We start from the raw sequence: 18,356 nt of genomic DNA on the forward strand, positions 1-18,356 counted from the left end.
TAAGTAAATAGATGATATCAGATAGTGCCGGCTGAGCGGGCACAGGCTGTTATTGCAGTAGGCTGGCTTGCCCCGGGCTTGTGAGCAACGTGCGGATTGGCGCCGGTAAGCCCAGAGCCAGGGCTTCGTGCCGGTGCAGCCATTTCTGCTGGGCATCGTCCTTCACGGAGTTTTGCCTGGCGACGTTCAGCCGGGCGGGCTGAATGTGCAGATGGTAGTGGGAGAATGTGTGACGAAAACCATCGATCAGCTCCGGCTCTGTGCAATTAACCCCAAGGCTCCTCTCGCAGGCTTCCTGCAGCTCATCTGCTCCATAAGCCGGGTCCAACTCTGGCAGGCTCCAAAGCCCACCCCAAATGCCGCTGGGTGGCCGGCGTTCAAGCAGGATACGACCTTCCGAGTCTTCAAGTATGACCATCCAGGTGGTTTTTTCCGGCTTTGCCTTTTTCGGTTTTGACCCAGGGTAGAGGGTGGTTTCTCCTCTGGCGTACGCCGTGCAGCCTTTTTGCAGAGGGCAGTCCTCGCAGGCCGGGTGGGTGCGCGTGCATACCATGGCGCCGAGATCCATGATGCCTTGGGTATAGTCCCGAACACGTTCATCGGGTGTGTGTGCTTCTGCGTGCACCCACAGCTGCTTTTGTACGGAGGTTTGGCCGGGCCAGCCGGGAACGGCGTGATAGCGTGCCAGCACCCGCTTTACGTTGCCGTCGAGAATGGCAGCGCGCTTGTTGTGGGCCTGGGCAACAATGGCTGCTGCGGTGGAGCGGCCAATGCCGATGAGGCTTTCCAGCTCTTCTTGTGTGGCAGGGAAGGTGCCGCCAAAATCTTCCATAACGGCGCGGGCGGCTTTTTGCAGGTTGCGGGCGCGGGCGTAATAGCCAAGCCCGGACCAGTGGCTGAGTACGTCATCCGTTGGCGCATCCGCCAAGGATTGAACATCCGGGAAGCGCGCCATGAACGCTTGGTAGTAGGGTATAACCGTTGCTACCTGGGTTTGCTGAAGCATGATTTCAGAAACCCAAACCCGGTAGGCGGTGCGGTCGTGATGCCACGGCAGGTTATGCCTGCCGTGTTGGTCATACCATTTCAGAAGGTTGTCAGCGAAGCGGTCTGCTATCACTTGAACAAACCTTTGAGGGCATCCTTTACCTTGTCGCCTGCACCTTCGCCGAGCTTTTCTTCCAGCTTTTCACGTGCCTTTTCCTCAGCTTTATCTTTGGCTCTATCCACTTCCTCATTGGCCTTTTTACGCGCGGCATTTGAAGCGATGGTTTTCAGGGTGTCGCGGAAGCGTGAGCCATCAAAGGAGCACAGGCTGGCTGCACCGGCTGAGAAATCGCCACGGCATTCCACCGGTATAACCACGTCTTCCACGTACTCGGTAACGCGGCAGGCGTTGTCGCGGTGGATATCGCCCACAATCCTCAGGCCTAACTCGTAATCAACCAGTGTTTGCTTCAGGTCAACGGTGCCTTTGCCTTCCAGCTTCATACCGGCGAGTGACGCGACCAGGTCAGTGTTATCGAAGATGTTGCCGTTGATATCCAGGGTGCCGCGCATATCGTTGAATGGCGTAGTGTCGCCCCAGTCATCAGTTGATAGCTGGTCCTGGTTGACCAGGGCAATGCCTTGGCAGGCCAGGTGAGTCAGGTTCATTTTGCGGAACTCGCCTTCCGCAAGGTTGAAGCTGATCTGGCCGTCAGCTTTGTCTCTCAGAGCCGAGATGCGGTTGCCCGAGGTAGTGGCATTCACTTTAAGGTTGGCGCCACCGGCAAGCATGGTGATTTCTGCCAGATCTGCCAGCAGGGGAAGGGTTTGCACATTGCTGACATCTGATTTTATTGTCCATTTTGGAGTGTCGGTGCGGGCATCAATGGTGGCGTTTGCGCCAAAGCTGCCTTCATAGAGCTTGCCGCTCAACTCGTCCACTTTCAGCAGGCCCTTGCTGGCGGTTGTGCTGGCTTTGATCTCGTTGATGGTGAGATTGCTGACAATCAGTTCGCCCAGTCCGAAGTCGATATCCAGTAGCAGGCCGCGCAGGGTTTCCAGTGGCAGGAGATCGCCTTCCGGGCCAGCGGCGGCTGTTTTAGCTGGTTTATCGCTTTCAACATCTGCACCCTCAACCGCGGGGGGTAGGTAGCGGTCGGCATTGAGCGTGTCACCTTGCAAGTCGAACACAATGCCGCCGTTTTCAAGGTTGTAGCTACCCGAACCTTTGAAGGTGGTGTCATCCAGTTTGATTACCAGGTCAGACAACGCAGGTTTGCCTGCGGGGCCGCCGATGTTGGTGGAGAACGCGATGGCCTGCAGTACGGCTTCATCGGTTGTCTCAACCGCAGGTTGTCCCAGGTTTTCGAGCAGATCTTTAAGGGAAAACTCGTTGATGGCCAGTCTGCCTTTCAGGGCTGGCTTGGCGCCGAAGCCTTTAACGTCCAGATTGGTACTCAGGGTCAGGTTTGCGAGGCTGGCGGTAAAGTCGCTCAGCGTTGCTGTTTCATTTTCCAGGTTGGCCTTGGCCGAACCAGACATTTCGGCAGTTACGGATTTGCCACCGAATGGCTCGCCATTCATTTTGAATTCTGCTTTCAGGCCAGACATCGCGAAATCGTTCAGCGCTTCGTTGGCAGCAAGGCGGGCTTCTATGCTTCCGTCTACTGCGAACTGTGGCTGGGCTGTTTCTACACGGAAACCGATCTCCAGCGGAAACTCAGAGCCCAGAGTAATGCTGCTGGCGTTTACCGTGAAATCCTCAAGCGTCACTTTCTGGCCAGTGCCCAGATCGCTGTAGTGCACCTGGGCATTGCTGATCTGCACGTTATCGACATTAAAGTTAAGGGCCTCGCCGTCCTGTTCGTCGCTGGTGCCCGCTGCAGGCGTTTGTTCAGGTGTGCTGGCAACATCCTGCTTATCTTTCGCTTCGCCTTCTGCCGGCTCCGGCATGATGTGGGTCCAGTTGCCTTCGCCCTGCTCGTTGATGGTCAGGTGGGCCTCGAGCCCGTCGAGTACGAAGGTGTCTACCTGGGGCGACATGGCAATCAGAGACCAGAAGTCGATCTGTGCCACCAGTTTTTTCAATGCAACGAGTCGCTCGCCATCCAGAGTGGCCTCAACATCATTCAACTCAAGTCCGAGAGGGATGAAAGACCAACCGATATCGCCTTCCAGAATGAGGTCGAGGTTGGTTTTTTCCTCAACAACTTTTTCGATCTGCGGTTTGTAATCATTTGGGTCGATAACAACCATGGCAATAGCAATCGCGGCAATGGCGAGAACAATTACTGCAACGATGGCGATCAGCACATAACGTATGGCTTTCATGTTTCGGGCGTCCTTTCTTGTTGCGAGAACTGGTGCGATAGCTTTCAGGATTCAAGCCGAATCCGGGTGCGAATAAGCTAAAGGATAACGCAGGGTTAACAAATTAACAGGGTGGGAGTATGACAATGCCGTAGTGTTAGGCCAAAATACCCCCATTGTTTCCGCGCTGAGAATTATTGAATAACCATAAAAAGGAGTTCGCTGTGGCTATTACTGTTTCGATTGAACTGAACCGAGAGCTTGAAATACCGGGCAGTTATGACGAAGTATTCGACCTGCTGGCAGATGTGCCGCGCTCTGCAGCCCATTTCCCAAAAGTGAATAAGCTCACAGACTTGGGCGATAACACTTACCGCTGGGAAATGGAAAAGGTGGGTGTCGACAAGCACGCAATCCAATCTGTATACGCAAGCAAGTATGCTTCAGACAAAGACTCAGGGAAAATTACCTGGGAGCCTGTAAAAGGCGAGGGTAATGGCCTGGTGCGCGGGTCCTGGGTGCTGAATGCAAAAGGAGATAATGCCACCATTGCGAAATTCCAGACCAGCGCTGAGCTTACTCTGCCGCTGCCCGGGCTTTTGAAACTCGCCATCAGTCCTGTTATCAAGCATGAGTTCAACGGCTTGGTGGACACTTACATGGCCAATCTTAAGAAGGCCTTCTGATTTTTTCTGTTCAGACGAACTATCGTAGCGATTAATCCGGTTATGGGACTCCTGAGGGCATAAAAGGTATAATCCCGGAATTGATATTTTCCGGCGTTGTGCCACTTAATTTGCTACGGAGTCTCCATGGCCGAACGTAAGGCTCGGGTAGAACGAAATACCCTTGAAACCCAGATCACTGTCGACATTAACCTCGACGGTACCGGCAAATCCAGATTTGATACAGGCGTACCCTTTCTGGAACACATGATGGAGCAGATTGCCCGTCATGGGATGATGGATCTGGATATCGTTTCCAAAGGCGATTTGCACATTGATGACCACCACACAGTGGAAGACGTTGGCATTACTCTTGGCCAGGCGTTCAAGCAGGCGGTGGGAGATAAAAAAGGCATTTGCCGTTACGGCCATGCCTATGTGCCCATGGATGAGGCCCTTTCTCGCGTTGCGATTGACCTGTCTGGCCGCCCTGGCCTGATTATGGAAGTGCCGTTTACCCGCGCAGTTGTGGGTGGCTTTGATGTGGATCTGTTTGAAGAGTTTTTCCGTGGATTTATCAACCATGCCATGGTGACTGTGCATATTGATAACCTGCGCGGCAAGAATACCCACCACCAGATTGAAACTGTGTTCAAGGCATTCGGCCGTGCCCTGCGTATGGCGGTTGAAATGGATGAGCGCATGGCGATGGCGGGTGTTACTCCGTCTACCAAAGGTTCGCTGTAAGCTGCCGTTCCAAAGCCACTGAAGGACACAGAACCGACCATGAAAACCGTTGCCATCATAGACTACGGCATGGGTAATCTTCACTCTGCCCGCAAGGCGGTAGAGCATGTAGCCCCGGACACCAGAGTTCTGGTGACCGACAACGCAGACCAGATTCGTGAAGCTGACCGGGTGATTCTCCCCGGTGTCGGCGCCATACGTGATTGCATGGCGGAAATTCGCCGGCTGGGTGTGGATGAACTGGTGCGCGAGGTGTCTCGCGACCGTCCGTTTCTCGGTATTTGCGTCGGCATGCAGGCGCTGATGTCCCGCAGCGAAGAAAATGGCGGTGTTGATTGCATAGGCCTGTTTCCTTCTGAGGTCCGCTATTTTGGCGACAACCTGGTAGTCAACGGTGAGCGCTTGAAAGTGCCCCACATGGGCTGGAACGAGGTTTACCATTCGGTTGAGCATCCTCTTTGGCAGGGCATTCCCGATGGCGAGCGCTTCTACTTTGTGCACAGTTACTATGCTGAGGCAGAAGGTAATGCAGACATTGCCGGGCGCAGCCATTACAGCGTTGATCTGGCAGCGGCAGTCGCCCGCAACAACATTTTTGCAGTGCAGTTCCATCCGGAGAAAAGTGCCGGGGCAGGGCTGCAACTACTCAAAAACTTTACTGACTGGAACGGAACATGCTGATTATTCCCGCCATTGATCTGAAAGACGGCCGATGCGTGCGGTTACGCCAGGGCCGCATGGAAGATTCCACTGTGTTTGGTGGTGACCCGGTTGATATGGCCACCCGCTGGGTGGAAGCTGGTGCCCGCCGTTTGCATCTTGTTGATTTGAACGGCGCATTTGCAGGCGAGCCGGTTAACGGAGAAATCGTAAAGGCCATTGCCCGGAAATACCCGGATTTGCCCATACAGATTGGCGGCGGTATTCGTTCAGCAGAAACCATTGAGGCCTATCTCAAAGCCGGCGTGCAGTGGGTGATTATTGGCACCAAAGCGGTTAAAGAGCCTGAGTTTGTGACGGAAATGTGTAAGCGCTTCCCAGGCCACATTATTGTAGGCCTGGATGCCAAAGACGGCCGCGTTGCAACAGATGGCTGGGCTGAAGTCTCCGAAGTGATGGCCGTTGATCTGGCCAAGCGATTTGCCAACGATGGCGTAGAATCTATTGTTTACACCGACATTAACCGTGACGGCATGATGCAGGGCGTTAACGTGGAAGCCACGGCTGCTTTGGCAGAAGAGGGTGGCATTCCGGTAATCGCTTCCGGTGGCGTAACCAATATGGATGACCTTAAGCGTTTGGCGCCGGTTGCCCATAAAGGCATCATCGGTGCGATCACTGGCCGGGCGATCTATGAAGGCACACTGGATGTTGCTGAAGCCCAGGCATACTGCGACTCCCTGCAAGGCTGAATAAGGCACATACTATGACATTGGCTAAACGCATTATTCCTTGCCTGGATGTGGATAAAGGGCGCGTTGTAAAAGGCGTGAATTTTGTGGATATCCGGGATGCCGGAGATCCCGTAGAAGTCGCTCGCCGCTATAATGAGCAGGGCGCCGACGAGATCACCTTTCTGGATATCACCGCAAGCAGTGAAAGTCGCGATACAACCTATGAAATGGTTGAACGCATGGCGGCAGAGGTCTTCATACCGCTTACTGTAGGCGGCGGTGTTCGTGCTGTTGAGGATATTCGTAAGCTGTTAAATGCTGGTGCAGACAAGGTTGCGATAAACACCGCGGCCGTATTCAATCCTGAGCTGGTAAAAGAAGCCGCAGAACGGTTTGGAAGCCAGTGCATTGTGGTTGCGATTGATGCCAAGCAGGTAAGTGCTGAAGGCGAAGAGCCCCGCTGGGAGATTTTTACCCATGGTGGGCGTAAGCCGACAGGGCTGGATGCCGTGGAATGGGCGCGCAAAATGGTAGAAATGGGTGCCGGCGAGCTTTTGCTTACCAGCATGGATAGAGATGGAACTAAAATCGGTTTTGATCTGGGGCTGACCCGTGCAGTCAGCGATGCGGTATCCGTTCCTGTGATCGCTTCAGGCGGTGTGGGCGAGCTTCAGCATCTCGCAGACGGCGTTACCAAAGGCGGCGCAGATGCGGTGTTGGCAGCTTCGATATTCCACTTCGGTGAGCACACCATTCCCGAAGCAAAGGCCTTCATGAGGGCCCAGGGAATTGAGGTTCGGGATTAGTCTTTCTTGGCAAAGGCGGGCCGTATGGTCTGCTTTTCCCCTTCTGCAAACATTTTCTGGTTGTTGTTACGAATAGCCCAGAGCCCGCTCACTGTAGCAATAGCGATCCCCTGCTCATCCAGCAGGGGCAGGTGCTTTTCCAGGTAATCGACCGTCACTGTATGCGGGTGGCCAATGCCGATTGCGCTGCCATTTTCCTTCGCTTGCCGAATCAATTCCTTGAATTGCCGATCTACAAACTCTTCTGTTTGCTCGTGATCAAGAAATACGTCCCGGGTCATTGTAGGAATCTGGTAAGCCGTGGCGACGTCACCTGCAACGGATGATGCAATGGTGCGGCTGTCGACAAAATAGACCGGGTAGCGGTACAGCTCTTTCATAACCCAGTCCATAGGTTTCAACTGCTGGGTTAGCAGGCTGCCCATGTGATTATTCACCCCTTGCACGTAGGGGATGGATTGCAAAGCACGGCGCAGGGTTATGGTTGTCGCCGACTCGTCCATATCCGGCGTTAAGCCTCCTGGCCCAAGGCTGAAGTTCCGGGTGTTGGCCATAGGTATGTGCAGCATGATTTCTTTGCTGCGACTATGTGCCAGGCGCGCGAGCGGGTCTGTGTGGCGGCGATAGGGCAGAAATGCCAGAGTGAGCGGCTGATCCAGGTTGGCCAGACGCTCGCCCTCGTGCAGGTTGTGCCCCATGTCATCAATAATGATGGCGATGGTTGGCGGAACATCCTGTGCCACTGGGTCTGCTGCTGCACTTGTAGCAACGCCCACCAAGGTAGCCAGTGTCAGTCTGGCCAAAAAGGTGGCCAGAGTTAAGCGAGAGAATGCCTTCACTGTGCTGCGTCGGCTCCCTTACGGTTCAGAATGCTCAGTCCTTTCAGCAGGTTAAGTGCTGACCGTAGCTGATAATCCCTGTCTGCTATGGAGCCAGGCTGATCTTCGCTCTTCGATTGTTTGTCTTTGCTTTCCGTTTCTTCGTCCTGACCTATCAGGTGGCCACTCAGATCCGCTTCAGTGAAGAAAGGGCGGCTATCCAGCTCTTTCAGTTCGGCCGGCTTTACTTCAATGTCTGGCTTAATGCCGGTGGCCTGTATGGAGCGACCGTCGGGGGTGTAGTAGCGCGCCGTTGTCATTTTGATGGCGTGGGTTTCGTCCAGCGGGATAACAGTCTGAACGCTGCCTTTGCCAAAGGACTGTGTGCCCATTATGACGGCTCGCTTGTGATCCTGCAGGGCACCGGCAACAATTTCAGATGCAGACGCCGAGCCGCCGTTTATCAATACAACAATGGGCGTGCCTTCCATCAGATCGCCGTCTTTGGCGCTGAACCGAAGGCGGGAGCTTTGAATTCTGCCTTCGGTGTACACAATCAGCCCTTCATCCAGAAGAGCGTCAGCGGTTGCTACGGCTGCCTGCAACACACCGCCTGGGTTGTTGCGAAGGTCTATCACCAGCCCGTCCAGATCGCCGTCGTGCTCTTCTTTCAGTTTGTTAAGGGCTTTCGAAAACTGCCCGCCGGTTTCAGCCTGGAATTGAGTCACGCGCACATAGCCGTAGCCGTTTTCGATCATGCGGCTCTTCACGCTGGTTACCTTGATAACTGCGCGCTCAACATCAATTTCTAAGGGGCCGCTCTGGCCCTCACGCATGATGGTCAGCGTAAGGATGGTGCCAGGCTTGCCACGCATAAGTTGAACGGATTCTTCCAGGCTCATGCCTTTTACGGGCTTTTCATCAAGCTTGATGATCAGATCACCTGCCTGAACGCCGGACTGCTGAGCAGGTGTGTCATCAATGGGGGCAATAACCTTTATAAAGCCATTCTCCATGCCCACTTCAATGCCCAGGCCGCCAAACTCGCCAGAGGTGCTTTCCTCCAGCTCTTCATAGTCCTTGGGCGCCAGGTAAGTAGAGTGCGGGTCGAGATCGGATAGCATGCCTTTGATGGCGCTTTCCAGCAGTTGGCGATCGTCTACCTCTTCCACGTAGGCTGCCTTGATGCGGCTGAACACCTCAGTGAATTTACGCAGATCGTCCAGGGGCAGTTGTTTTTCCGGGTCCGGCAGCGTGATTTCAATACGCTCACCGTCCTGCATACCTTCCAGTACCTGGGAGCTATCTGCCGCGTAATCCTGGGCGAATGCAAACCCGGGTAGGGAGATGAAACAGGCGGCGAGGATGGCTGAGCGCAAAGGTGAGGCTTGGAGTGTACGTCGGACCCGTTTCATTCACATATCCCGTGGTTATTCCGGTAGTTGGGCTGAACCTGCTATATCCCGACAGTATGGCGTCAGCGGGCCCGTTTGTCAGCCCCGCTGCGGGTGTTCAGTTAGTCAGCCAGCGCCCCGGGTTGTCCGGTTTGCCATTATGTCGAACTTCAAAATAGAGTGCCGGCGCTTCGGTTCCGCCTGTGCGGCCCGCTTGTGCAATGGCTTCCCCTGCTGCAACCCAGTCTCCAGGGCTGGTGAACAGGCTACTGCTGTGGCCATAGAGTGTCATGTAGCCATCTCCATGATCAATAATTGTTATCAGCCCGAAGCCCCGGAGCCAGTTCGCAAAAACAACCCGACCATAGTGAATGGCTTTGATCTCAGCTTCTTCGCGGGTCTGAATGATCAGCCCGTTTCTGCGCAGTTTGCCATCGGCGTACTTCTCGCCAAAACGACTAACCACTCTGCCCTGTGCCGGCCACGGCAATTTGTTGCGAAGCGACTGAAAGGGGGCGGATTCATTGGGAGATGGAATGCTGGCGATGGCTTGCTGAACTTCCGAAAGCAGCTTTTCCAGCCGCTTGCGATCGGATTCCAGCTCATCCTTTTCGCTGCGATGGCTGCGGATGTCCTGGTCAAGCGCTGCGAGCGTCTTCTGGCGCTCCAGACGAGAGGCTTTTAGCGCTTGCTGGCGTTTAATAACCCCTTCCTCTGCGCTCGCAAGTTTGGCGCGGGTGCTTTGCACGGCGGCTTGCGTGACCTTTAGTTCTTCCAGGTTCTTATGGAAGGTTTCCAGTCGCCGCACTGTGTCGCGGCTGAGGTATTCGTAATAGGTCATGGTCCGGGCAATGTTGTCCGGATTGATTTCGTTGAGCAGCACTTTCACGGCGGGAGCGTCGCCTTCCATCCAGGCGGTGCGTATCTGCTTTTTCAGGCTTTCCCTCTGGCGCTCCAGGGTGCGCGTCAGTTCCCGTTCTTCACTTTGCAAAGTAGCCAGCTGTTGTTGCTGCTCTTTTACCTGCTCCCCCAGAGATCTGCGCTCGTGAGTCAGCCGGCTGATGGTGCGTTCAGCCGCAGCCAGCTGTCGCTCCAAGGCGGAGCGGTCCTTTTCAGCGTCCGCCAGCCATTTGTCGATTCCCTCAATGCGTTTTTTGAGGGCTTCGATCTGGGCTGGCGTTACCTCTTTCCCAAACGCTAATGGCGCAGCAGCACCCACCAGAAACGTGAGTGCCAGCGTCAGTGCCGCCGTCAATCGCAATGCTGTGGCCTGTTTCCGGATCAACCGATTTTAACCAGGCTGTGCCCGGTCATTTCCTTCGGCAGTTCCAGCTCCATCAATGCGAGCAGGGTGGGGGCTACGTCGCTCAGGCTACCGTCATCACTCAGGCTTACCTCGCGGCTACCTGTGTAGACAAGAGGTACGGGCCCAATGGTGTGTGCTGTATGAACCTGGCCAGATTCGGGGTCAGTCATCTGCTCGCAGTTGCCGTGGTCGGCTGTTATCAGTGCCTGACCATCGACTTCTTCCAGCGCCTCGACTACTCGCTGTACGCACTGATCCAGGCACTCTACGGCTTTTACGGCTGCATCCAGTTTGCCGGTATGGCCCACCATGTCACCGTTGGCGTAGTTGCATACCACCAGGTCATATTTTCCACTCTTGATGGCTTCTACCAGCTTGTCGGTGACTTCCGGCGCGCTCATCTCTGGCTGTAGATCGTAGGTTGCCACTTTAGGGGATGGCACCAGAATTCTATCTTCGCCCGCAAAAGGTGTTTCCTGCCCGCCGTTAAAGAAGAAAGTGACGTGGGCATATTTTTCGGTTTCGGAAATGCGCAACTGTGTTTTACCGAGCCCCGCCAGATACTCGCCCAAACCGTTGACCAGTTGCTCCGGCGGGTAGGCGCAGGAGGTTTTGATATCTGCCGCGTACTCGGTGAGCATCACAAAATCTGCAAGCTTAGGATGTTTCCTGCGCTCAAATCCGTCAAAACCCTCATCTACAAACGTGCGGGTCATTTCCCGGGCCCGGTCAGCCCGGAAGTTCATGAACAGAACGGCGTCGCCATCGTTGATCGTGGCAGCGGGCTCGCCCGCGTTCTGAATCAGGGTTGGTTTAACAAATTCATCGTTCTCGCCGCGCTCGTATGCCTGTTCCAGGCCCGACACCGGGTCTGTAGCTACGAATTCTGATTCGCCCAAGGTCATCAGGTTGTAGGCTGTTTCTACTCTGTCCCAGCGGTTGTCCCTGTCCATAGCGAAATAGCGACCAACAATGGAGGCCACGCGACCTACGCCCAGGCTGTTCAGCTTTGCAGCAGCCTTCTCAAGGGATGGGCGAGCACTGCGGGGTGGCATGTCGCGGCCATCCAGGAATGCGTGAATATATACTTCTTTCGCACCTCGAGCGGCAGCAAGCTCGGCGGCTGCGAGCATGTGGTCTTCATGGCAGTGAACGCCGCCGGGAGAGAGCAATCCCATAAGATGAACGGCGCCGCCATTGCTGATGGCTTTGTCGATTGCTGCGCAAAGAACCGTGTTTTCGTTGAAGGTTCCTTCCTCTATGTCTTTGTCGATGCGCGTCAGGCTCTGATAAACCACGCGACCCGCACCAAGGTTCATGTGGCCGACTTCGGAGTTGCCCATTTGGCCTTGTGGCAGGCCTACAAACATACCGGAGGTGTTGATGAGGGTTTTAGGTCTGGAGGCCCAGAGCTTGTCCCAAAAAGGCGTATTGGCGTTGCTGATCGCGTTATCTTCAGCGGGGTTACGGTGGCCCCAGCCGTCTAGAATTATCAGTGCCGTCGGCTTGCGCAATGCTGTCATCATTCAGTCCGGAGGTAGAGTTGCAGTAAATTTTCAGAAGTAGGCGTGAAGCTTATCCATTTTTACACTTTGAGGCCACAGTCGTCACCTGTATGGTCACCTTCTGTCGGGCGTGCAGGCTGTGTATAATCCGCCCAAACTTATTTTCAGGGTAACCTCATGGATCGGTTGTTTGAATTTGTCGTTAACCACTACATTCTCGCTTCGCTGTTTGTAGCCTTTCTGATCGCTATTCTTGTGTTGGAGTCCCGGCGGGGTGGTGCCAAGATTTCTGCACAGGGTGCTGTTAGCCTGATCAACCGGGACGAAGCCATAGTGGTGGATATCCGTGACCGCAAAGAGTTCGGCGAAGGCCGCATTACCGGGTCAATCAATATTCCGCTGAGCAGCCTTAAAGGCCGTGCTGCCGAGCTGAATAAGCACAAGAGCAAGCAGATTATTGTGGCGGACAAAATGGGGCAGCATTCCGCTATGGCCGTCAAGCAGCTGAACGCAGAAGGTTTCACCAATGTGGTGCGACTCAACGGCGGGGTCAGCGACTGGAAGGCCAGCAATTTGCCGCTGGTAAAAAAATAGCAGCGGCAGCATAACTTGATCTGAGCGCCGATCTGCCGCACTGTTTCACATAACCGATCGTCGCCAGGCAGTAGACTGTCACGGCAGATGTAACTATAACAACGGGCCCTGAGCCCTCTCTAAGACTCCCTACTAAAGCAAAAGGACTTAACATGGCTGAGAATCCGCAAGCCGCCGCAGGCAACGAAAACCAGAATCAAGCTCAGTTTGCGCTTCAGCGTATCTACGTGAAGGATCTGTCTTTTGAGTCCCCGAATTCACCGGTGGTATTTCAGGAGCAGTGGAAGCCGCATGTAAACCTGGATCTGAATACCGCTCACACAAAAGTCAGTGACAACCAGTACGAAGTTGTTCTGTCGCTGACCGTTACGGCGAAAATTGACGACAAAGTTGCTTACATTGTCGAGATTCAACAGGCGGGTGTGTTCCTGGTTTCTGGTATTGACGGGCCGCAGCTTGGCCAGATGCTGGGTGCCTATTGCCCCACTATTCTGTTCCCCTATGCCCGTGAAGCAATTGATGGTGTTGTTAACAAGGGTAGCTTCCCGGCATTGATGTTGGCGCCTGTTAACTTCGACGCTATCTATGCCCAGGCATTGCAGCGCAAGCAGGAAGAGGCAGCCGGTGAAGCCGGTGCCGAGCAGAAAACTCACTAAGCGTTTTGCTCTATCCTGATTAAAAAAACCCGGCAGTTGCCGGGTTTTTTGTTTATGACGTGCTGCCTGGTGAGCCCTCGAACCCTAGCTGCCTCCAGGCTTCGTAAACTACCAAAGCCGCGGTATTGGAGAGGTTGAGGCTTCGGCTATTCGGGCACATGGGTACCTTCAGGCAGTGCTCTGCAGATAGACCCTCGCGTACATCTTCTGGCAGACCGCGGGTTTCCGGGCCGAACATCAGGTAATCACCTTCCTGATAGGCCACCTGGTGATAGTAACGGTGGCCTTTCGTGGTGAGACCAAACAGGCGCTGAGGCTGCTCACTGTCCAGGAATGCCTGATAGTTCTTGTGCACTTTAACTGTGGCGTATTCGTTATAGTCCAAGCCCGCACGCCGCATCTGTTTGTCCTCCAGAGTGAATCCCAGAGGCTCAATCAGATGCAGATTGCAGCCGGTATTGGCGCACAGTCGGATGATATTGCCCGTATTGGGCGGTATCTCCGGCTCGTATAGCACCACATTCAGCATTTGGCTTTAGCGCTCAACTGCAAGGGCAACACCCATACCGCCACCGATGCATAGGGTTGCCAGACCTTTGTGCGCATCACGGCGTACCATTTCGTGCAAAAGTGAAACCAGTATGCGACAGCCAGAAGCGCCAATGGGGTGGCCCAGAGCAATGGCGCCGCCGTTGACGTTCACCTTGTTGGTGTCCCAGCCCATATCGCGGTTTACGGAGATGGCTTGGGCCGCAAAGGCTTCGTTGGCTTCCACCAGATCGAGATCGTCAACGCTCCAGCCCGCCAGTTTCAGGCAGCGTTGGCTGGCAGGAATTGGGCCGGTGCCCATAATAGTGGGGTCTACGCCGGCATTGGCGTGGGCCTTGATGGTTGCCAGAGGTGTCAGGCCCAATTCTTTTGCTTTTTCAGCGCTGCACACCATGACTGCTGCCGCGCCATCGTTCAGGGACGAGGCGTTGCCTGCAGTCACCGTACCGTCTTTTTTGAACGCAGGGCGGAGTTTGCCAAGGCCTTCGGCGGATACGCCGTCGCGGGGCCCTTCATCCTTGCTCACAACAATCGGGTCGCCCTTACGCTGGGGTATAGAAACGGGCACGATTTCACCATCAAAGCGACCGGCTTCTCGGGCGGCAACCGCCTTTTGTTGAGAGGCTGCTGCGAACTCGTCCTGCTCGTCGCGGCTGATGCCGTATTTCTCGACTATATTCTCCGCCGTGATGCCCATGTGGTAGTCGTTAAAAGCGTCCCAAAGGCCGTCGGTAACCATGGTGTCGATCATGGTCCAGTTACCCATGCGCTGGCCGTTGCGGCTGTTGGGTAGCACGTGGGGCGCCTGGCTCATGTTTTCCTGACCGCCCGCAATAATCATTTCAGCATCGCCACAGCGAATTGACTGAACGGCCATATGAACGGCTTTGAGGCCGGAGCCGCACACCTTGTTGATGGTTATAGCGGGTACAGATGCGGGCAGCCCAGCATTGATGGCCGACTGGCGTGCCGGGTTCTGGCCGGAGCCTGCGGTCAGAACCTGGCCCAGAACGACTTCATCGATCTGGCTGCCGGCAACACCGGTTTCCTCCAGCAGTGCTTTAATAACAGCGGTGCCGAGCTGGTCCGCACGAAGGCTGGAAAGGCCTCCGCCAAATGCTCCAATAGCTGTACGCCGGGCGGCAACGATGACGACATCACGCATAGGAAATCTCCAGTCAGGTGAGTGTGCTTCGGCAGGGCGCTGTAACAAGCCTTGCTCACACAGAGTATAAAGTTGCGCGCATTGTAGCCGGAAAGGACGAGCGGGCAAAAGCGTAGGCCCAAACCTCGGCCTACATGTTGAGGCTGCGACCTCCGTCGACGGAAATGATTTGCCCGGTGATAAACGGCGCTTCCGCCAGCAGAAACACGATGGTGCGGGCGATATCGTCTGGTGTGCCGGTTTGATTCAGGGGCGTTTTTGCCAGTATTAGACTTTGGTAGTCCGCATCAACGGCCGCGTCGCCCTCGGGCCAGAGAATGGCACCGGGAGACACGCCATTCACCCGCACCTCTGGAGCCAGATCTTTGGCCCAGGCGCGGGTGAGCGCCGCGAGCCCTGCTTTGCTGGCGCAATAGAGAGGGTGGTCTGCCAGCGGCTTTTCACTGTAGATATCAATGAGATTTACGACACTGCCTGAGCTAGCTTGCAAAGCCGGAAGACACGCCTGCAGCAAGAAAAAAGGCGCCCTCAGATTGGTGTGCATGATGCTGTCCCAATCGTCTTCCGTGGCTTCAGGCGTCGGGTTTGGGTAAAACACCGATGCGTTGTTAACCAGTGCATCCAGCCGCCCCCACTGAGCCGTGGCTTCGGTACCCAAGTGCCTGGTGCCGGAGGTGTTGCTCAAGTCCGCCTCCAGTGCCACGGCAGAGTTTGGCCGCTGCTGATTCATTGATTCAGCAAGGCCGAGGGCCTGAACTTCGCGGCTACGATAATGGATGACGATGTTCCAGCCCCGCTCATGCAGCATTTGCGCAGTGCGAGCGCCAAGGCGGTGGGCCGAACCGGTAATCAGGGCGACAGGTGCATGTTCAGGCATGATGGTTCCTCAGGATAGTGATGTCTGGCTTATGCGCGCCAGACGCTCGGACCGGATTGCATCGCCCAGCTCTTTGCCTGAAAAGCCTTGGTCCATCAGCATTTTCGGGTCAATGCCTGATGCAGCCTTTGCTGCGTTATTCAGTGCTTCCAGTTGTAACCGATTCGTGGTGCCAAGAGCGCATTCAAGCACATTGATCAGTCCCGCAAACCGTTCCGGTCGCCGCCACAAGTCGGCCTTTTCCAGAAGTTGTAGCAAAGTGCCTGCATTTGGCTGCAGCGGGTCGAGCTGATGGAGTGCGGGGATGAAAATCATCGTCAGCCGGGCAAGCTGTTGGCAATCGTTGGGTGCTTTCAGTGCCTTGGCTCTTGCTGCCCCCGTGGGTTCATCAAGTGCGCAAAATAGTGAAGCAAAACGCGCTGCGGTTGAACCCTTGCGGGCGTGAATCCGCTGCAGTGCATCAATCGCCGCGCCAAAGTGCGCCTCAGGTGAAAGTTCTGGAATCAACACGCCGAGCGCGCCGCAGTCTCTCAACACCTGAAAAAACGTCCCGGGGGCATTTTCGTGCAGAGCCCGCTGAATCTCCTGCCATACCCGCTCAGGCACCAAATGTCCCACTTCGCCCTCGGCAACCATAGAACGCATCAGCTCCATGGTTTCTGCGCTAACACGAAAACCCAGGGGCTGAAAACGCGCCGCAAATCGCGCGGTTCGCAAAATTCGGAGGGGGTCTTCTTTAAAGGCCAGTGAAACGTGTCGCAGCTCTCTTGCCTCAAGGTCTTTGCGGCCATTAAAGGGGTCGCTCAACTCGCCCTGTTCGGAGCGCGCCATGGCGTTGATGGTGAGGTCCCTGCGCAGCAGGTCTTCTTCCAGCGTTACATCCGGGGCACTGTAAACCGAGAAGCCATGATAGCCATGCCCCTGCTTGCGCTCTGTACGGGCAAGGGCATATTCCTCATGAGTTTTCGGGTGCAGGAATACGGGGAAGTCTGATCCTACCTGGGTAAAGCCAAGGGCGAGCATTTGTTCCGGGGTTGCACCGACAACTACCCAGTCCCGATCTTTAACGTTCAGGCCCAGTAGTTCATCGCGAACAGCGCCGCCAACCAGATAGGTTTGCATGGGTGGTTCGGTTCCTTTCCGAGAAGTGTCCGGGAATTATCCGTTTCCCGGGCGGGTCAGGCAAACCCGTATATTCTGGTGAGTTCGCCTGACACCGGAAGAAGTGTTTACAAAACAATCAGAATGCTGTGCCCAGCTCCAGAGATGCGCCCATATCCGCATCGCTGAACAGGGCGCCAAGATCAAAGCGAACGCCTAGTAGATTGACTCCCAAACCAGCCGTGAACTGGGTTTCTTCGGCAATGCCATCGTTGTCATCGTTGCTTGCAAGGTTGTAACGAACACCTGCGCGAAGCTGGGCATAGCGGAATGCGTCGAATTCTGCGCCCAAGGCGAGCCACTGGGTGTCATCTTCGAAGCCGAAGGCTTCTTTTTTGGTGAGGTCCAACTCTGCGGTAACAACGTGGTAGTTGCTCGTGTGGGCGATGCCGACGGTTGCCATGGGGCCAACTTTTAGCGTTCGCACTTCCTCACCAAGATCTCTCCGGCTTGCTGCAGAATCGAGCTTCATGGGAATCAGGTTTTTTACCAGAATTCCTGCGTTCCACTGCTTCTCATCTCCAAACGCATACGCAGCACCGATATCCAGGTTAAAGCCGCTTTTATCCGTTTGGGAGTCATCACTGTCGAAATCGTTGTCATCAAAACCGGAAACGGTTTCCGTGTACTGGAAGGTTTGCAGTTTTACGTATTTTGGGGAGAAGCCCAGCTGGAGAGTTTCGCCGTTATTGAGCTTCAAAGCGTGAGCAAAGCTCAGACCCGCCTCCACCACCGCTGAAGCGAGGACCTTGCCGCGGGAATTGAGGTTGACGGTTTGACCGGGAGGAATGACCACCGTGCCGTCTTCAATGTCCTCCAGTACTGCGTCGTCCCTTTCGTCATACTCACCCCTGACTGTAGCGGTCAGATTGCCATTGCTGAAGACACCGACCGAAATCTTCTTTCCGGGAACGGCAACAGCAAGACCCAAGCCGAGGTTTGCGCGAACGGTGTCTTTATCGAAGGCGGCAAGTTGTTCACGCAACTGCCCCGCATGTCGTTGCACTTCGGCTGGATTAGCAGAGTCGATGGCATTCTCAAGCTGATCAATAGAGTCCTGAATGTCATCAACCTGATCAACGGTTTCTTCTTCATCGGCAGCTCGCGCGTTGACAGAGGGCAGAGTGAGGCCAAAATCATCAGCCCAGTCGTGCTGGTCTGCAGCCATCATTGCAGGGTTTGCAGAGGTGGCCGAGGCTGGGTGAGCAATAGCTACGCCAGTGCCACCCATGGCAAAGGAACGTGAAGACATAAACGACTGCGGACTGGCGAGCGCGGAGGAGGTTGCAACGGACAAGCCCACGGCAATGAACAGTCTGGACAGACGATATTGATGCATTTCGGTACCTTTGGGATAAGTATGTGTTTATGAACAATGAGATTACTGAAAGGTTAGAGCAATATGCGTACGGGAACACGGCA

At 55.0% G+C, this 18,356-nt stretch carries 18 protein-coding genes; 7 read left to right on the forward strand and 11 right to left on the reverse strand.

Annotated elements, in window-relative coordinates; all coding sequences use genetic code 11:
* Positions 1 to 49: 49 nt before the first annotated feature.
* Positions 50 to 1,117: an A/G-specific adenine glycosylase gene (mutY, locus tag AADB16_RS05460; RefSeq protein ID WP_410803590.1), complete on the reverse strand. Its 1,068-nt coding sequence runs from the start codon at positions 1,115 to 1,117 to the stop codon at positions 50 to 52.
* Positions 1,117 to 3,318 (reverse strand): AsmA family protein, encoded by a 2,202-nt coding sequence (locus tag AADB16_RS05465; RefSeq protein ID WP_410801877.1) that lies wholly within the window; start codon positions 3,316 to 3,318, stop codon positions 1,117 to 1,119. Before AADB16_RS05465 ends, mutY begins: the two co-directional genes overlap by 1 nt.
* Positions 3,319 to 3,521: 203 nt before the next feature.
* Between AADB16_RS05465 and AADB16_RS05470 the strand changes: the two genes are divergently transcribed.
* From AADB16_RS05470 to hisF, 5 genes are all read left to right on the forward strand, one after another.
* Entirely contained in the window at positions 3,522 to 3,983 is a 462-nt protein-coding gene (locus AADB16_RS05470; protein WP_410801879.1) for an SRPBCC family protein, read from the forward strand.
* 126 nt (positions 3,984 to 4,109) lie between these two features.
* Positions 4,110 to 4,709, forward strand: coding sequence for an imidazoleglycerol-phosphate dehydratase HisB (gene hisB, locus AADB16_RS05475; protein ID WP_200202910.1), 600 nt, complete (start codon positions 4,110 to 4,112; stop codon positions 4,707 to 4,709).
* 39 nt (positions 4,710 to 4,748) lie between these two features.
* Positions 4,749 to 5,390 (forward strand): imidazole glycerol phosphate synthase subunit HisH, encoded by a 642-nt coding sequence (gene hisH / locus AADB16_RS05480; protein WP_309043747.1) that lies wholly within the window; start codon positions 4,749 to 4,751, stop codon positions 5,388 to 5,390.
* Complete coding sequence (hisA, locus tag AADB16_RS05485; RefSeq protein WP_309043746.1) at positions 5,384 to 6,121, forward strand: 1-(5-phosphoribosyl)-5-[(5-phosphoribosylamino)methylideneamino]imidazole-4-carboxamide isomerase; 738 nt, start codon at positions 5,384 to 5,386, stop codon at positions 6,119 to 6,121. Before hisH ends, hisA begins: the two co-directional genes overlap by 7 nt.
* A 14-nt stretch (positions 6,122 to 6,135) precedes the next feature.
* A complete protein-coding gene (gene hisF / locus AADB16_RS05490) occupies positions 6,136 to 6,909 on the forward strand; it encodes an imidazole glycerol phosphate synthase subunit HisF (RefSeq protein WP_410801882.1) in 774 nt (257 codons plus the stop codon).
* Here hisF and AADB16_RS05495 read toward each other — a convergent pair.
* The 4 genes from AADB16_RS05495 to gpmM all read right to left on the reverse strand — a co-directional run bounded on the left by AADB16_RS05495 (position 6,906) and on the right by gpmM (position 11,950).
* Positions 6,906 to 7,697 carry a divergent polysaccharide deacetylase family protein gene (locus tag AADB16_RS05495; RefSeq protein WP_410803591.1) on the reverse strand — a complete coding sequence of 264 codons (792 nt, stop codon included), beginning with the start codon at positions 7,695 to 7,697 and terminating at the stop codon, positions 6,906 to 6,908. The genes hisF and AADB16_RS05495 overlap by 4 nt on opposite strands.
* Before the next feature lie 47 nt (positions 7,698 to 7,744).
* Positions 7,745 to 9,142: a S41 family peptidase gene (locus AADB16_RS05500; protein WP_410801884.1), complete on the reverse strand. Its 1,398-nt coding sequence runs from the start codon at positions 9,140 to 9,142 to the stop codon at positions 7,745 to 7,747.
* Between the two features lie 97 nt (positions 9,143 to 9,239).
* Positions 9,240 to 10,382: a murein hydrolase activator EnvC family protein gene (locus tag AADB16_RS05505; RefSeq protein ID WP_309043904.1), complete on the reverse strand. Its 1,143-nt coding sequence runs from the start codon at positions 10,380 to 10,382 to the stop codon at positions 9,240 to 9,242.
* Between the two features lie 20 nt (positions 10,383 to 10,402).
* On the reverse strand, positions 10,403 to 11,950 hold the full coding sequence (gpmM, locus tag AADB16_RS05510; RefSeq protein WP_410801886.1) for a 2,3-bisphosphoglycerate-independent phosphoglycerate mutase: 1,548 nt from the start codon (positions 11,948 to 11,950) through the stop codon (positions 10,403 to 10,405).
* A gap of 159 nt (positions 11,951 to 12,109) precedes the next feature.
* Here gpmM and AADB16_RS05515 point away from each other — a divergent pair, with 159 nt between their 5' ends.
* Positions 12,110 to 12,526 carry a rhodanese-like domain-containing protein gene (locus AADB16_RS05515; protein ID WP_298449127.1) on the forward strand — a complete coding sequence of 139 codons (417 nt, stop codon included), beginning with the start codon at positions 12,110 to 12,112 and terminating at the stop codon, positions 12,524 to 12,526.
* A 152-nt stretch (positions 12,527 to 12,678) separates the two neighbouring features.
* The gene (gene secB / locus AADB16_RS05520; protein WP_200202903.1) at positions 12,679 to 13,182 is read left to right on the forward strand and encodes a protein-export chaperone SecB; all 504 of its coding nucleotides are present in this window, start codon (positions 12,679 to 12,681) and stop codon (positions 13,180 to 13,182) included.
* Between the two features lie 52 nt (positions 13,183 to 13,234).
* Here the strand turns inward: secB and trmL are convergent, their stop codons facing one another.
* The 5 genes from trmL to traF all read right to left on the reverse strand — a co-directional run bounded on the left by trmL (position 13,235) and on the right by traF (position 18,273).
* Positions 13,235 to 13,711, reverse strand: coding sequence for a tRNA (uridine(34)/cytosine(34)/5-carboxymethylaminomethyluridine(34)-2'-O)-methyltransferase TrmL (gene trmL, locus AADB16_RS05525; RefSeq protein WP_309043742.1), 477 nt, complete (start codon positions 13,709 to 13,711; stop codon positions 13,235 to 13,237).
* Positions 13,712 to 13,717: 6 nt separating this feature from the next.
* Positions 13,718 to 14,896, reverse strand: a complete 1,179-nt coding sequence (locus tag AADB16_RS05530; protein ID WP_410801889.1) for an acetyl-CoA C-acetyltransferase — start codon at positions 14,894 to 14,896, stop codon at positions 13,718 to 13,720.
* Between the two features lie 130 nt (positions 14,897 to 15,026).
* Positions 15,027 to 15,773 (reverse strand): pteridine reductase, encoded by a 747-nt coding sequence (locus AADB16_RS05535; RefSeq protein WP_410801891.1) that lies wholly within the window; start codon positions 15,771 to 15,773, stop codon positions 15,027 to 15,029.
* Between the two features lie 9 nt (positions 15,774 to 15,782).
* Complete coding sequence (locus AADB16_RS05540) at positions 15,783 to 16,895, reverse strand: multifunctional CCA tRNA nucleotidyl transferase/2'3'-cyclic phosphodiesterase/2'nucleotidase/phosphatase (protein ID WP_410801893.1); 1,113 nt, start codon at positions 16,893 to 16,895, stop codon at positions 15,783 to 15,785.
* Positions 16,896 to 17,013: 118 nt separating this feature from the next.
* The gene (gene traF, locus AADB16_RS05545; RefSeq protein WP_410801895.1) at positions 17,014 to 18,273 is read right to left on the reverse strand and encodes a conjugal transfer protein TraF; all 1,260 of its coding nucleotides are present in this window, start codon (positions 18,271 to 18,273) and stop codon (positions 17,014 to 17,016) included.
* Positions 18,274 to 18,356 lie beyond the last annotated feature (83 nt).

Source organism: Marinobacter sp. KMM 10035, from assembly GCF_046537445.1.
GTDB classification, from domain to species: Bacteria; Pseudomonadota; Gammaproteobacteria; order Pseudomonadales; family Oleiphilaceae; genus Marinobacter; species Marinobacter sediminicola.